Here is a 14,758-nt window from a genome sequence, read left to right on the forward strand (position 1 = left end):
TTGGGCTGAAGATGGATGCATTACCTATAAATGGTTGCGATTGCTAAGATCTGCCTGCTTGTCGTAATCGAAGTAAGGCATCTCGTGCGGCGGCTTTCTCGGCTTCTTTTTTGCTGCTGCCCCGACCTTCTCCATAGGGCTCCTCCTTGACGTAAACTCGTGCGCGATACTCTGGTGCGTGGTCTACCCCTGACACGCGCTTTGTGATGTATGAGGGCAAAATGTGACCCATATGCCGCTGCACCCATTCCTGGAACTGGCTTTTGGGATCTTTATTCGTTGTAGTAATGCTGGTTTGTGACAGGCTCGATAGTGCTGGTACCGTGTCAAACAGCGCTTCAACTAAGGGCCGCAAGGTATCAACGGAGCGATCGCAATCCAAAAATCGCGCGCCCACAACGGCCTCAAACGTGCTGCTGAGCAAGTTGGGGTTTTGATTCCCACCATCTCGCAGGGCTCCCCGCCCCAATCGCATGCGCGCATCTAATCCCAAAGCCTTTGCAAATTTGGCGAGCTGCTGCTCATCGACCAGACGCGAGCGCCAGCGGGTCATATCCCCTTCGCCCATGTTGGGAAACCGCCGATACAGATACTCCCCACACAAAAACGTCAGCACCGCATCACCCAAAAACTCCAACCGCTCGTTATCCACCTCTCCCGGATTCTCATTCACAAACGAGCGATGCGTCAGCGCCTGAGTCAACAGCGCCTGATTGCGAAAATTTAATAGCTTTGATTTGCCTTTCATCATTAGGAATACAAGGTGACTAAAGTCGCCTTATGAGCATTAGAGCTGTGTTCAGTGATTCATATACCCCACTGAATAGTTAAAGCCCTTTAGCATTCCCAAACAACTTGCGGGAATGTTAAAGGGCTCTAGTTTATCTAAATTACCAGACTCAGACTATAAAGCAGAAAGGAACTGGCATTCATCAACAAGCTTTATGAGCTCATCATTTGCCTGTTTCTTATCATGAACAACAAGAATAACTCGTTTATTTTTGGCCTTCAACTCTCGAACAATCTGCCTAAAATCTCCATCTCCTGAAATTAAAACAACCGTGTGAATTTTAGGGTCATTAAGAGCGTAGCGTCTGATATGAGAAATAAGTTTTCGGTCTGCATTGTTTCTCTTTTTTCTTGATGCGATCGCATTAATGCATTCATAGTTCAAATCATCGAATAGAGATTCCCACTTCTCTGGTTCTTTCGACCAGTGAGCAAAGATAACTCGTGAAACAATAGAACCTTTGCTGCTAACAAACTGCTCTAACTTCTGTAGCTGTTCCTCAAACTTTACCTTGATATTCTGCCAATCCCAATAAATAGCAATGCGGAAATTTTTCACCGTCACATTATTGATCGAGGGTGTCATAGATGTGTCATTTAATTTTTTACTAGCGCAGTATTTGAGAGGCAGAAAGAAGCAAAACAATAGAAAACAGACTCCCCTCTAGAAGCTGTAATCCAAGAAGGCTGAATTTTCATTTCAGAAGCAGAACTGCGCGGTTCTGCTCTTGAAGCGAAAATCTAGGACATCATCTTTCTGTCTTGTTGTTAAATATGGCAAATATTTTTAGCCGCGTCAATGAATGACCAATAAATTTTCGATGAATTGGGTAAAAAAAGAGGTGCGTAAACCACGCACCTCCCAAACATAAAAACTCTTACACCAATTAGCCAACCAAAGATTTCACTTTGTTCATGATGCCAGTGGGGTCAATGCCTTGGTAGGGATACTGTTCCCACAGGCCACCGCAACCCTCGTGGTAGGTGCCCAGGTAGCCAAATTTGGGTGTGTAGCCCCGCTCCAGCAGCCAGGAGCCAAAGCGGCTGCCCAATCCGGTGCGGCGGTTGAAGGCTTCAACCGTTAGCACGAAGGGGGCTTTGCCGATCTTGGCCATCATGTCTTCGTCTACCACGTTGAGGGTGGTTTTGTTGATCAGGCCCACGTCGATGCCCTCTTGCTTCAAGCGCTCTACAGCATCCAAGGCGCGGTACAGAGCATCGCCAAAGCTGACGATGTAGCCAGCGGTGCCCTCGCGGACCACTTCATCCTTGCCGGGAGTGAAGGTGTAGCCTTCGCCGTAGAGTTCCTTACAGCTTTCATCCAGCAGGATGGGCGTTTTGGAGCGAGTCGAGAAAATGAACCGCAGACCCGGATTGAAGAAGATGGAATTCACCACTGCCTTCATTTGGTTCGCATCGGCGGGGAAGTAGAGCTTGGTGTCATAGCCGTCATCCAGGCCGTTGTCGGCAAAGAAGTTGTTGAGACCGAAGTGGCAGGTGTTGTCGGCCATGTCATCCACACCGGAGTGGGAGAAGTGGCACAGCAGGTTGGAACGGTTGAGGCGCGCCATGGTGATTTCGGAAATACACATTTCCAAGAAGGCAGCAAAGGTAGCAAAGATGCCTTGCTTGCCCTCTTGCATGCCGAATCCAGCGGCGGCGGAGATATTGCCCCGCTCCATAATGCCGGAGGGAATGAACACTTCGGGGTAAGCATCGTGGATTTTCTTGAGACCGCAGGAGCCTTCCAGGTCACTGTCGATCACGAGAACTTTGGCTTTGCGATCGCTCTCACTCATTCCGGCCAGCACGCCATTTACCGCATCGCCAAACACGTTTCGGTTGGAATCCCACTTGTCGCCAATCCCCAAGAAGCTGTAGCTATTCTTGGGGGCTTCAATGCCCTTGAGGTAGCCCACCGCAGCCGTGTGACCCTTGGATTCCAGATATTGCAGAGCGGCTTTTACCGAAATCACGTCATGACCGTGGTTGGAGCCTTCCAGTCCCTCAATGCCGGGACACATGGGCCGCTTGCAGATGACGGCGATCGCCCCTGGTGTATTCACCGCTTCGCAAATAGCCGCATACAGCGCATCCAAGTCTTCGCCATCCACCTCAAGCACCTTCAGCCCGTGTCCTTCCAACGTTTTCTTCACGCTGAAGCCAGGTAGATATTTGGAAGGATGGCCCGCGATCGTGACATCGTTGTCGTCAATGATCAGCTTTACATTCAGGTGCTGGGCCACCGCGAGGCGAGCGGCCTCCGCATCGTTTCCTTCCTGCTGGGAACCATCGGAACCTAGGCAGAACACAGTTTTGCCGGGGTTGGCGAAGGCCACACCGTTGACATAGGGCCACATGTGGCCCAAACGGCCCGAGCTAAATTCCACACCGGGGGTGAGGCCCAGTTCGGGGTGCCCGGGCAGGGTGGAGTCCGCCGCACGGTACTTCATCAACTGCTCGGCAGACATGTGACCGCGCAGCACCGACATCAGGTACTGAGTGCCCACTCGGTGTCCGGCCTCATCAAAAAAGATGGGTACAAACTGATCGGGCTGGCTGCGAAACAGGGCATCCAGAATCATCACTTCGGGAACGGTATCGTAGGGGCCGCCCGTGTGTCCGCCAACGCCCCGCGCCGCACCCGTTGCGGTAAAGAATACGATCGCATCACGACAGAGTTGAATGTTGGATGTGAGCGCCTCGCGCTGCTCGCTAGTGAGCGTTGAATTGGATGGATCGAGCGTGACAGCTTTATAGGCGCTCAGGTCGATAGGAAATGAGGTGTTGCTCATGGTTTCGTGACTATGAAAGGGCGTGTAGAACTAGCGAGCCGCTGTTGCAGCGCGAACCAAGGGTTGAATGCAAGCTGGGCAGCGAATGGTTGAAATCTTGAAGACAGCGTATCGCTTTGAGGAAAACGTGTCTTGTTGCCCAAAGCACCAGACGGCAGATCCAGTTCAATCGGTCTAACGTTCAGCTTGGAAATGGACTCAGCTTTTGCAGGGCAAAAATCCAATGCCTCAAAGTTCGCAGTCCAAAAAGCTGATGTCAGCCCTGGTGCTAGATCGTCTGATATCTACGCTGATGGTAGGCAATCATGGGATCGAATGCAAGGCAATTCTTGCGTTGGTGAGCGACCTGCGATCGCGGGATGGGACTTTCCCTCCAATAAAAGCCGCGAAATCCGCACATCCCCAAGCCTCCGATCCATTAAAAAGTCTGTAACGATCATGAATGTTGGCTTCGGAATTACACCCATGAAATTCTTTGCTCGCCCCGTTTATCAACTGTTTCGTAAACTGCTGGCTCATCCGAAATATCGCTGGTGGATGGCGGCAGCAACGTTGGTGTATGTGATTAGCCCGTTCGATTTTCTGCCGGATATGCTCCCGTTTTTAGGGCAAATTGATGATGCATTGCTTGTATCGTTGGTGCTGACGGAGTTATCGCCTGAAGTGATGAAATACGTGCGATCGCTTAAGCAAAAGAACTCCGCCCAGACCGAAGCGTAAGCGGGCTAAGCGTTGGCTGAGATTTGATGAGATCTCAATGATTTAGGATTCTGCAAACCTGAGTTTTGAATAAGCTGAAGTGCCTAATTTTGCGTGCGCGTCGCGCACGCAAAATTAGGCTTTTCTGAGGTTTGCGCGTCGCACAAACCTCAGAAAAGCTTTTAACCGAAACTGACGTTCTGCAAACCCGTGTTCTACATCTGTAGAGGCGGGTTTTTGAGTGGGGAGGATGCCTGGGGCAAACGGGAGCAGCGATCGCCCTCACGGTAAGCTAAGGGTTGCGTTGTTGAACACATTAATTTGGCATGATGACGGCTATGGACTGTCGCGTTGGCTGCGGGGCGTGCTGTATTGCTCCGTCAATTTCATCCCCAATTCCAGGACTGCCCAATGGCAAGCCTGCTGGAGTGCGGTGCATTCAGCTAACCGACGATAATCGATGCTTACTCTTTGGCAAACCAGAGCGTCCAGCCGTATGCAGCAGCCTCAAACCGTCGCAAGAGATGTGCTGCACCACAGCAGAAGAGGCGATCGCCCAATTGCTGCAATTGGAAGCGGCAACTGCACCCAACTCGACACCTTCGTCTCTCTAGCAGACGAGCAGATCGCCGTTTAAGAACCCATTGACCTCAATCTATCGTTGGTATCCTATCTAACGGGCTGCAATCTACATAACGTCAATTAACGTCAGTTTTGGATAGGCTGAAGCACCGTTCGCCGAAATCGAACTTCAACGGACATGAACTAAAACTGCTGCCGTGAATCGTTGGCTAGAAGTCTGACGTGGATTGGGGGCTTTGCGCTTGAGTGATTTGGACATGGATAGAACATAAGCGTCATTGAAGCATTGTTGGGTTCGAGACAAGGTCTCGAACCCAACAATGCTTTTGTTCCCTTGGCTGCCTGGATAGCGCCAAACCAAACAGCTCCAAAAGGAGTTGTGGAACTGGCTTTAGGAAACATTCAGCTGGCAATATAAGCAAGCTGAATAGTTGAGTTGAATTGCACAAGTGCAACAACGTCATAAAACATGGAACACACAACTGACCAACTTCAATGACTCAACTCACGAGCTGTTGCATTGAATTTAGCTGTATTCACCATAGGCGATTTTTTCATGAGAGCAAATAGGCGCTTGCGAGATTGTCATCGTTTTACGATATGGCCTGCATCGACATGCTGAGATCGAGCCAAGTTGAGCGGGTAATAGGAGCGCTGGTTGAAATAAAATCGACTCCGGTTTCGGCAATGGGGCGCAGCGTGTGAAGGGTAATGTTGCCCGATGCTTCAATCAAAATGCGATCGCTCTGCTCTCGAATGAGTTTGACTGCTTGCTGCATCAGGTCTATTGGCATGTTGTCTAGCATGATGATATCGGCCCGGTGCTCTAGGGCCTCGGCTACCTGCTCCAACCGCTCTGTTTCTACCTCAATGGTGAGGGGATAAGGCATGCGCTGCCGAATGTGGGCGATCGCCTGAGCAATGCCCCCTGCTGCGGCAATGTGATTGTCTTTAATCATGACTGCGTCATCTAAGCCCACTCGATGGTTGACGGCACCGCCCACCTGAGTGGCATATTTTTCTAGCAGCCGCAGCCCTGGAGTCGTCTTGCGCGTATCCACCAACTGGGTGGGCAAATCGTGAATGCAGTCCACATACGTGCGCGTGAGGGTGGCAATACCGCTAAGGCGCATGGCTAAGTTGAGTGCGACTCGCTCACCCATGAGCAAGGCATCCAACGGCCCCTCAATGCGAGCAATGACGGTGCCGCGATCGCACCAGGCCCCATCCTCCACCAACGGCACAAACGTGACCGTGGGGTTAAGTAACCCAAAAACACGCTGGGCTACGGGCAGCCCTGCCACAACGCCCGCTTCTTTGCACATCCACTGAGCAGCGCCGGCGGGTGCCCCCTGAGGAAAGATGCCCTGGGTTGTGCGATCGCCCCGGCCAATGTCTTCAAGTAACCATTGATTCAGTAGCGGATCAAGCACAAGGTGAGGCGGCAAAACAGCAGTGGAGACCATAGCGAATCGTGATGTCAAATTGATAGATGATCTTGAGAGCGTGCAGTGTCGCGCTCATCGGCAAATCCTAAAATAATTATTTGAAAAAGCATAAGTGAGCGACCTCTAAATCTACAGTGAAGTTGGCAAAAGCCGCCGACACTAGCCGCCGACACTTGGCCTAACTATTGGGGGCATCGATTCACGAGACAGACGTTCAGGGGTGCGATCGCTCAGCTCAAACTCTATCGGATTGATGATGATGGATTGCCACGGAAGCTGCAAAAATTTCCGAAAGGTCAATAAAGAAGCTCAAAATCGGGCGAAACCTGCTTCCACCGCCCATTTTCATTGATAAGCGTTACATATGCTACGCACTGTAGTAGATGGGAATGGTATCAAATCCTATAACGAGAAAGCGGAGCTAGAAACCTAGCTCCGCCGGATAGAAACAAATCTTCTGTGAGAGTGCAAGAGATATGCCCAATTCTGCAAAATTCGTCAGCATTGTTCAAATAGAACGTGATGCACAGTCTTGCAGGACAACACATTGCAGCGCAACAGTGGGGGGGCCTTAGTCGTTGAGCAGGCGACGTGAAGCGATCGCTCTTGCAGCTATTCAATTGTTCAGAAGATCATCGACCTGAAGCAGCGACCAGAGCCTCAATCTCCTCCTCATCGCTGAATCGCAAGCTGGGAAATAGGAAATGGTTCTCTTCTACATATTGAGCGCCAAACAGTCCCTTCTCAGCCCAAAAATAACGGTCAGTTGTATGCTCGTTGCGTTTAACCAACAGCAGCGCAGGAGGAACAATACCTTCTGCCTGAATGAACTTCCGAGCAGCGGTGACAGGCTTATCTTCACCACATTCAATACTGAACTGAGGGATTAATTCTAGAATTCGGCGTCCCTCTAAACGACGACGGCTCTTACGCTTGCGTCTCCTTGCCAACCTCCTTACCTCCTCTCTATAACGTTAGATGTAACTCTGGTTACATATTTCGGGAACCGTGGTAAGTATAGAAGGTTGAAACTAAAATTTCAACTTCCTTTAACCTATCGATACATTCCTGAAAAGACCCCTACTAAAGGTTCTCAAGCCCTTATCTGGGCTAAATATCAAAATTTTTTTAGATAGAACGTAAACTTGTGTAAGCAAAATTAAGGAAAGCTATCATTAAATTCAAGCAGTCGGTTAGTGTTGCTGGCCTCGCTCAGCAGCTCGTCCATCATGATGTAGTTGGGTTTTGATCTGCGAATGTTAATGTCTGCGAGCCCCGAATTCTTAGCTTTGTGTCGCTCTCAGGTGGCGTTGCTAACTCAGGGGTTTGGCGCGGCATTAAGCATTGTCTACCTCGCAGAAGGAACTACCGAAGAGGCCACTGCTGACTTGGTGCCAATCGTGGCATACCCTGAGGCTGCTGCCTCTTGGGAACGAGAGCAGGTTTTGTCTCTGTTAACCTCGACGCTGCAAGAGGTTGCCGAGCCGCGATCGCTCACGGCTCATCAGTTTTTGGTGGAAGAGTCGCCGTTGTTATTGCCGTCCTCTCAAGAGGCTGGAACGGTTTCGTCGTCGTCTCCCAATGCCGATGCAGCATTGGATCAATCGATGATGCATGAGCAACAAATGGTGTTGCCCCTCATGCATGAAGGGCTCGTGATGGGCCTGTTGGTCACGGCACGAGTCGATCGCCCATGGTTGGAGTCGGAGCGATCGCAGATTGAACGCATTGCGCGATCGCTGGCTTTGGCTTGTGTCATGGATCAGCGGTGGAACTGGGCCGAGCATGATTTGGCAGCCTTGCAACAGTTGCAGTCACAGCAAAGCGACCTATTTGATAACTTGCTGCACCAGTTTCGCAATCCGCTAACGGCCCTAAAAACCTTTGGCAAACTGTTGATCAAGCGCCTATCCCCCACAGACAAAAATCGAGAAGTGGCGGAGTCGATCGTGCGCGAAAGTGAGCATTTGCAGGAGCTGCTGCGACAGTTTGAGCAGGTGACCCAACTTCAAGCCGAAAGACGGCTTGGCTCAGCGGCCTCCTCCGCTTTGGATGCAGGCAGTGCAACCTTAGAAGCGAACGATCAGCGTTTGTTGTCGGGGGCGAATGCGCTCACGGCGATTCCGCTCACGCTGTCGTGGCACCGCTTTGATGAGGTACTGGAACCCTTGCTAGAGTCGGAATTGGCGATCGCTCAGGAGCGTCGAATTCGGCTAATTGCAACCATTCCGCCCCAACTGCCCAACGTGCAAGTTGATATGGCGGCACTCCGCGAAGTGTTAAATAATTTGCTGGACAATGCCATAAAATACACGCCTTCTGGAGGACAGGTAACGGTGTTGTTGGGGCTGCACCGCACTCTGGGCACCCGCGACCAACAGGGGATTGCCATTGTTGACAATGGCCCTGGCATTCCCCACGAAGACTTGCCGCGCTTGTTTGAGCGGCACTTTCGTGGAGTGCAAGCTAACTCGGCAATTCCCGGCACAGGCTTGGGATTGGCGATCGCCCGACAGCTAGTGGCACAAATGGGAGGAGACATTCAGGTCTTTAGCCCAGCCCATGAAAGTGGCCTCACCAGAAGCACACAGCCCCCCGGAGCTGCGTTTGTGGTTTGGCTAAACGAGGAGTCAGGAGCCAGGAGCTAGAGCGCGCACGCAAACATGGGCTGTTCTGATGTTTGCACGCCGCGCAAACATCAGAACAGCCCCTACCCCTAACCGACACTGACGTGTCTGAACGGTTCCGCATTCCAGCGGTTAAGCGCCAGAGGGTTCAAGCTGGCGCTCAGATTGCTGCTGCTGTTGGGTGTAGGCGATCGCCGCTTTGACCACCCCATTAAACAAAGGATGGGGCCGGTTCGGGCGAGATTGAAACTCTGGATGGAACTGGCTGGCGATAAAGAAGGGATGATTGGGTAACTCAATCATTTCTACCAATCGGCCATCGGGTGACGTGCCGCTCACCACATAGCCGGATTCTAAAAACAGGGTGCGGTAGGCATTGTTGAACTCGTAGCGATGGCGATGGCGCTCGTACACGACTTCCTCATGATAGAGACGCTCGGCCAGACTGTTGGGGGCAATGCGACAGGGATACAACCCTAAACGCATGGTGCCGCCCAAATCGACAACATCGTGCTGCTCGGGCAGTAGGTTAATCACCGGATTAGGACAATCTGCATCGAACTCGGCGCTGCTGGCATCTTGCAGCCCTGCAACATGCCGTGCCCATTCAATGACCGCACACTGCATGCCCAGGCACAAGCCCAGGAAGGGAATGTTGTTTTCGCGAGCGTATTGAATGGCGGTAATCTTGCCATCAATGCCGCGAGTGCCAAAACCACCAGGCACCACGACTCCATGCACTCCTTGCAGTTGCTCCGCCACGGTTAACGGCTGAATCTCTTCGGAATTGATCCAGCGTAAGTTCAGGTCGGCTCCGTTTGCCAGAGCTGCGTGACGCAAGGACTCAACCACCGATAAGTACGCATCAGACAATCGCACATACTTACCCACGATCGCAATTTCTAACGGGTGGCCAGGACGATGGATTTGGTTGACCAGCGCTTGCCATTGGGTGAGGTCTGGCTCTCGTTGCTCAAGCTGCAAAATATCCAGAGCTTGGTGAGCTAACCCTTCGCGTTCTAGGTTGATGGGTACTTCGTAAATGCTGATGGCATCTTGCGAGGTGACAACGCACTCGACCGGAACATCGCAAAATTCCGAGATTTTTTCTTTGATGTGGGTTGGGAGAGGGCGATCGCACCGACACACCAAAATATCGGGCTGAATGCCAATCGAGCGCAATTCCTTGACAGAATGCTGAGTCGGTTTGGTCTTCATTTCTCCCGCTGAGGGAATCCATGGCAGCAACGTGACATGCATGTAAAGCACATTGCGCCGACCCACTTCTTTACGAAACTGGCGAATCGCTTCTAGAAATGGTAGGGATTCAATATCACCAACGGTGCCGCCGATTTCGGTAATCACCACATCGGGGTTTGTGTTTTGGGCAACGCGCAATACCCGATCTTTAATTTCGTTGGTGATGTGGGGAATGACCTGTACCGTTCCACCTTGATAGTCGCCCCGGCGTTCTTTGTTGATCACGGCCTGGTAAATGGCGCCTGTGGTGACACTGTTGAGTCGTGACATTGAGGTGTCGGTAAAACGCTCGTAGTGCCCCAAGTCGAGATCGGTCTCGGCCCCATCTTCGGTAACAAACACCTCTCCATGCTGGAAAGGGCTCATGGTGCCAGGGTCGACGTTGATGTATGGATCGAGCTTAAGAATCGAGACCGAATAGTTGCGCGATTTGAGTAGGCGACCTAAGCTGGCGGCAACGATTCCCTTACCAATACTTGAAACAACTCCACCCGTTACAAATACAAACTTCGTCATAAGAAAATGATTGTGCTGTGCGCCTCGGTTTGAGCTGGGCGAGTCCATCTGTGGCGAAGGCATTCGCCATAACCCATACATTCTGCCATGAAGTGCCCTGATGTGCGGGGCGATCGCGCAGGGATGTTCGGGTTAGGCATTGCCTAGGCGATCACAAAGGATGCGTTAGACTGTCATGAAGGTTTTGTGAGCTTTCTATTCTTAGCTTTCAAACCCGGATAAACCGAATTTAAGGTGTAAAAGATTACGGATTTGTATGGCTTACGCAAGCAGCTCGCCTTTGCCTCTGTTGAGTTGTCTTTCGCAGAGGGCGTAAGCCGCACCCTGTTCATTTGAGGAGCATTATTTATGAAGGCTTACGCACGGCTGACAGGCATGATTGCAGGGGTGGCTTTGGGCCTGTCGATGGGTTTGGCTCCGGTCTATGCCCAAACGTTGATCCTACAGGAAGAAGGGGCGCTGGAAGAAGGGGACATGGTGCTGCCTTCGGACAACAGCCTCTACGATGAGTTCAAAATTGAAGGCACAGCGGGCCAAACCGTTGTGGTGGATATGAAGAGTGGGGATTTTGTGGCGTACCTGGCCGTGCTCGATCCCGAAAATCCGGCAAACCCGGTTCTGGGCGAGAATGGCAATGTTTCCGGTACCAATGATGCTCGCTTAGAAGTAACCTTGCCTCGCGACGGTACGTTTGTGGTGATTGCCAATGGCTTGGATAGCAATAGCCGGGGAGAGTACACCCTTGAAATCACTCTTTTAGAAGAGTAAATTCATCATCTGTTCATTGAAGAAACAGGTGTAGGGGACAGTCTCGAAGGCCAGGAAGCGATCGCTTCCTGGCCTGTTTGTCTTTTCTTGTTCATGACCCAGGGTGTATGGCTAGAGGTTTGTAAAAAAACTGGGACAACTGCTAGCGCTGCTGCGTCCTGTTGGTATAGTTAGCCGCGTAAGGTTGAGGAATTGGGATGGGAATGCGATCGCTCGGCGGCCTGATCACAGGAACGATGGTGGGGCTAAGTTGGGCAACGGTGAGTTGGGCACAGCAACCTTTGTCGGTGGTGTATCCACCCGATGGCCACGAAACTACAGCGGAGCAAATTTTCCTCATTGGCACGGCTCCACCCGACGCAGATGTGACCGTGAACGGTCAGGAGATTAACCGCAGTCCTGCTGGCCACTTTGCTCCAAGCGTGCCGCTGCAACTGGGCGAAAATGTCATAACCCTGCGCCAGGGCGATCAAGAGCTGGTGCTGCGGGTGACCCGAGTGTCTCTTTCGTCGCCTGCTCCGGTGGGTGTTGCGTTTGCTGAAGGCTCGCTCTCGCCTGCGGTGGATGTGGCTCGCCCCTTGGATGAACTGGTGTGCTTTGGGGCAATCGCACCGCCCAATGCCCTGGTATCTGCCACCCTCAACAACCAAACCGTTACCTTGCAGCCCCAGAACAGTCTGCCTCAGCTGCCACCCAATTCTGCCGTGCTGACGGATCAGGTCGCTCCCATCTCGGTCGCCAATGCGCAAATCTATCAGGGATGCACCCCAGGCCGCACTTTGTTGGGAAGCGGCGTGCACGACGGCAGTCGTGAGGTTGGCGCAACTCGTCTCGGCCATTCCCAGTTTCGGCTAGAGCTAGATGGCGAAACCGTCACCCAGCAAGGACCGGGACAGGTGAGTGTATTACTACCCGGACAGCCGACGCTAGTTGAAGTGACGGCTGCCAGCGGCACGGCTCGCACGGGTCCTAGCACAAACTTTTCCCGCCTAACGCCACTTCCAACGGGCACGCGTGCCGCCGTGACCGCTCAGGAGGGTGAGTGGTACCGTCTGGATTATGGTGCCTGGATTCGCGCTTCGGAAGTACAGGTGATTCCGGGGTCGGTGCCTGTGCAGTCTATCATTCGGGGCGTTACGGCGCGTCCGGTGAATGGCTGGACGGAGGTGCGCTTTCCCCTACAAACGACCGTTCCTGTCGCGGTGCAGCAGGGTGACGACAACTTTACGCTGACCCTGTACAACACCACGGCTCAAACCGACACAATTTTTCTGAGTGATGATCCAGCGATCGCCCGATTAGATTGGTCTCAGCTAACGCCGGGGCAAGTGCAGTATCGATTTCAAATGAAATCGTTGCAGCAGTGGGGCTACAAGCTGCGCTATGAAGGCACAACGCTGGTGTTGTCCTTGCGGCATCCACCCACGCTTACGGGTGGGCGATCGCGCCCTCTGGCAGGAACCACTATTTTGATTGATCCAGGGCATGGTAGCTCAGAAGATTTAGGTGCACGCGGACCAACGGGTTTTCCTGAGAAAGATGTTGCGCTGACGGTCTCGCTATTGTTGCGCGATCGCCTGGTGGAGCGGGGGGCAAACGTAATCATGACGCGAGAAGAAGATGTCGATATTTATCCCAATCCCCGCGCCGACCAAATTAATGCAACCGAGCCAACGTTAGCTCTGAGCGTGCATTATAACGCCCTGCCCGATAGCGGCGATGCCGAAAATACGGCAGGCATTGGCACCTTTTGGTATCACACTCAAGCCCATTCCCTGGCGATGTTTTTGCACAACTATTTGGTGGAGCGGCTCGATCGCCCGTCCTATGGGGTGTTTTGGAATAACTTGGCGCTGACGCGTCCGGCGGTGGCTCCCTCGGTGCTGCTGGAGTTGGGCTTTATGATCAACCCCATGGAGTTTGAATGGATTGTGGATGAGGATGAGCAGGAGCGCTTGGCCGAGGCGTTGGCCGATGGTGTGGTCGCCTGGATTCAAGACACAACCCCATAAGGTTGAGCTAGCTCAGGTGCTGATTGATGAAGTGAATGGCAGTGGCAATGCCATCTTCGGCTCGAATCGCTTGCCCTAACTGTGCTGCTTTTGCCTGCATCGTGAAATCGCGGGTCACTTGGGCGATCGCCCCTGCCAACTGCTCCACGTTCAGCCGCTTTTGGGGAATGGGCCGTGACCCAACGCCCAACTCATAGACGCGTTGGCCCCAAAACGGCTGATCTCCAAAAAATGGGCAAATCACCGTAGGCTTTCCCGCGCGCAATCCGGCTCCGGTGGTTCCTGCACCGCCGTGATGCACCACCGCTGCACAGTAGGGAAACAGCCAATCATGGGGCACGGCATCTAGCAAATACACATTGTCGGGAAGGGGTTGAGCCTGCAAACCGCCCCAGCCCGTTGCGAGCACGAGCCGCTGTCCTGTCTGTTTTGCGGCTTCCAGCACGGTGGAAGTGGTGCGCTCGGCATCGACCGAGGGCATGCTGCCAAACCCTACATAAATCGGCGGTGGGCCTACATTCAAAAACGCTTGCAGCGGCTCAGGCGGTACCCAATCGGCTGGCGTTGGCAAGAACCAATAGCCCGAAACCAGCGTGAAGTCATCCCAGTCGCTGGGGATGGGCACAACATGGCGACTGTAGGCATAGATTTTGGGAACGGGGCGATCGCCAAGATGGGTGTCGTGTTTGGTAGGAGGGAGTTCTAGAGTGTGGTGTCGCCACGTGTTGATGAGGCCACGATAGGGAGCGAGAGCCAGTTTCCCCAACGCATCGTAGCTGAGGCGGTTGAGCCAGGCCCCCCAATCGTGGGCACCCAATGCGGGATTTGCAAATGCGCGCGTTGGGGAATAGGCAGGCAGCATCAAGGCCAAAAAGCCGGGAATGTTGAGCTTGTCCGCAATGTGGTACCCTGCCAGTGCCTTGGGATGGTAGACCACAGCATCGGCGTGCTGTGCGGCCAGCCAAGCATCTTCCAATACGTCTCGCATCATGGCTTTGGTGCTTTGTATGAGCGACCAGGGGTTGCCCTGACCTACTATGGCGGCTTTTCCCTGGGCGGATTTGGCCAGTTGCACAAAGTTGGCTCGCAAAGGGGCAAAGGATAGTCCGTATTGTTCTACCCACGGCTGAAAGCTGGGTTCTGTGACAAAAATGACGCGATCGCCCGCCTGCTGTAATCCTAACCCCAGGGCGATATAGGGCTGCACATCTCCCCGTGAACCCAGCGTCAGAATTGCAATGGTTCGGTTCGCCATAATGTCA

12 protein-coding genes are annotated in these 14,758 nt (G+C 52.7%); 5 read left to right on the plus strand and 7 right to left on the minus strand.

Annotation, left to right across the window (positions count from 1 at the left end):
- Positions 1-43: 43 nt before the first annotated feature.
- The 3 genes from rnc to ACQ4M4_RS16010 all read right to left on the minus strand — a co-directional run bounded on the left by rnc (position 44) and on the right by ACQ4M4_RS16010 (position 3,584).
- Positions 44-751, minus strand: a complete 708-nt coding sequence (gene rnc / locus ACQ4M4_RS16000; RefSeq protein WP_430685437.1) for a ribonuclease III — start codon at positions 749-751, stop codon at positions 44-46.
- Between the two features lie 153 nt (positions 752-904).
- Complete coding sequence (locus tag ACQ4M4_RS16005) at positions 905-1,375, minus strand: NYN domain-containing protein (RefSeq protein WP_430685438.1); 471 nt, start codon at positions 1,373-1,375, stop codon at positions 905-907.
- Between the two features lie 301 nt (positions 1,376-1,676).
- Positions 1,677-3,584 (minus strand): transketolase C-terminal domain-containing protein, encoded by a 1,908-nt coding sequence (locus ACQ4M4_RS16010; protein ID WP_430685439.1) that lies wholly within the window; start codon positions 3,582-3,584, stop codon positions 1,677-1,679.
- A 465-nt stretch (positions 3,585-4,049) separates the two neighbouring features.
- On the opposite strand from ACQ4M4_RS16010, the gene ACQ4M4_RS16015 reads away from it, so the two are divergent.
- On the plus strand, positions 4,050-4,304 hold the full coding sequence (locus ACQ4M4_RS16015; RefSeq protein ID WP_430685440.1) for a YkvA family protein: 255 nt from the start codon (positions 4,050-4,052) through the stop codon (positions 4,302-4,304).
- 305 nt (positions 4,305-4,609) lie between these two features.
- Positions 4,610-4,897, plus strand: coding sequence for a YkgJ family cysteine cluster protein (locus tag ACQ4M4_RS16020; protein ID WP_430685441.1), 288 nt, complete (start codon positions 4,610-4,612; stop codon positions 4,895-4,897).
- Between the two features lie 561 nt (positions 4,898-5,458).
- Here the strand turns inward: ACQ4M4_RS16020 and nadC are convergent.
- Positions 5,459-6,331: a carboxylating nicotinate-nucleotide diphosphorylase gene (nadC, locus tag ACQ4M4_RS16025; protein WP_430685442.1), complete on the minus strand. Its 873-nt coding sequence runs from the start codon at positions 6,329-6,331 to the stop codon at positions 5,459-5,461.
- A gap of 614 nt (positions 6,332-6,945) precedes the next feature.
- On the minus strand, positions 6,946-7,263 hold the full coding sequence (locus ACQ4M4_RS16030; protein WP_430685443.1) for a DUF3155 domain-containing protein: 318 nt from the start codon (positions 7,261-7,263) through the stop codon (positions 6,946-6,948).
- 306 nt (positions 7,264-7,569) lie between these two features.
- Between ACQ4M4_RS16030 and ACQ4M4_RS16035 the strand changes: the two genes are divergently transcribed.
- Positions 7,570-8,961: a GAF domain-containing sensor histidine kinase gene (locus ACQ4M4_RS16035; RefSeq protein ID WP_430685444.1), complete on the plus strand. Its 1,392-nt coding sequence runs from the start codon at positions 7,570-7,572 to the stop codon at positions 8,959-8,961.
- 111 nt (positions 8,962-9,072) lie between these two features.
- Here ACQ4M4_RS16035 and ACQ4M4_RS16040 read toward each other — a convergent pair whose 3' ends face one another.
- A complete protein-coding gene (locus tag ACQ4M4_RS16040; protein ID WP_430685445.1) occupies positions 9,073-10,716 on the minus strand; it encodes a CTP synthase in 1,644 nt (547 codons plus the stop codon).
- A 348-nt stretch (positions 10,717-11,064) separates the two neighbouring features.
- On the opposite strand from ACQ4M4_RS16040, the gene ACQ4M4_RS16045 reads away from it, so the two are divergent.
- On the plus strand, positions 11,065-11,484 hold the full coding sequence (locus ACQ4M4_RS16045) for a hypothetical protein (RefSeq protein WP_430685446.1): 420 nt from the start codon (positions 11,065-11,067) through the stop codon (positions 11,482-11,484).
- 197 nt (positions 11,485-11,681) lie between these two features.
- Positions 11,682-13,496, plus strand: coding sequence for an N-acetylmuramoyl-L-alanine amidase (locus tag ACQ4M4_RS16050; RefSeq protein WP_430685447.1), 1,815 nt, complete (start codon positions 11,682-11,684; stop codon positions 13,494-13,496).
- A gap of 7 nt (positions 13,497-13,503) precedes the next feature.
- Here the strand turns inward: ACQ4M4_RS16050 and ACQ4M4_RS16055 are convergent, their stop codons facing one another.
- Positions 13,504-14,751, minus strand: coding sequence for a glycosyltransferase (locus ACQ4M4_RS16055; RefSeq protein ID WP_430685448.1), 1,248 nt, complete (start codon positions 14,749-14,751; stop codon positions 13,504-13,506).
- Between the last annotated feature and the right edge of the window lie 7 nt (positions 14,752-14,758).

It is taken from the genome of Leptolyngbya sp. AN02str (assembly GCF_050565595.1).
Lineage (GTDB): Bacteria > Cyanobacteriota > Cyanobacteriia > Elainellales > Elainellaceae > Kaiparowitsia.

Coding starts and splice junctions, on each gene's coding strand:
- ACQ4M4_RS16010 (WP_430685439.1), bottom strand. CDS start 3,584: ATGAGCAACACCTCATTTCCTATCGACCTGAGCGCCTATAAAGCTGTC.
- ACQ4M4_RS16015 (WP_430685440.1), top strand. CDS start 4,050: ATGAAATTCTTTGCTCGCCCCGTTTATCAACTGTTTCGTAAACTGCTG.
- nadC (WP_430685442.1), bottom strand. CDS start 6,331: ATGGTCTCCACTGCTGTTTTGCCGCCTCACCTTGTGCTTGATCCGCTA.
- ACQ4M4_RS16005 (WP_430685438.1), bottom strand. CDS start 1,375: ATGACACCCTCGATCAATAATGTGACGGTGAAAAATTTCCGCATTGCT.
- ACQ4M4_RS16020 (WP_430685441.1), top strand. CDS start 4,610: ATGATGACGGCTATGGACTGTCGCGTTGGCTGCGGGGCGTGCTGTATT.
- ACQ4M4_RS16045 (WP_430685446.1), top strand. CDS start 11,065: ATGAAGGCTTACGCACGGCTGACAGGCATGATTGCAGGGGTGGCTTTG.
- ACQ4M4_RS16040 (WP_430685445.1), bottom strand. CDS start 10,716: ATGACGAAGTTTGTATTTGTAACGGGTGGAGTTGTTTCAAGTATTGGT.
- ACQ4M4_RS16055 (WP_430685448.1), bottom strand. CDS start 14,751: ATGGCGAACCGAACCATTGCAATTCTGACGCTGGGTTCACGGGGAGAT.
- ACQ4M4_RS16035 (WP_430685444.1), top strand. CDS start 7,570: ATGTTAATGTCTGCGAGCCCCGAATTCTTAGCTTTGTGTCGCTCTCAG.
- rnc (WP_430685437.1), bottom strand. CDS start 751: ATGATGAAAGGCAAATCAAAGCTATTAAATTTTCGCAATCAGGCGCTG.
- ACQ4M4_RS16050 (WP_430685447.1), top strand. CDS start 11,682: ATGGGAATGCGATCGCTCGGCGGCCTGATCACAGGAACGATGGTGGGG.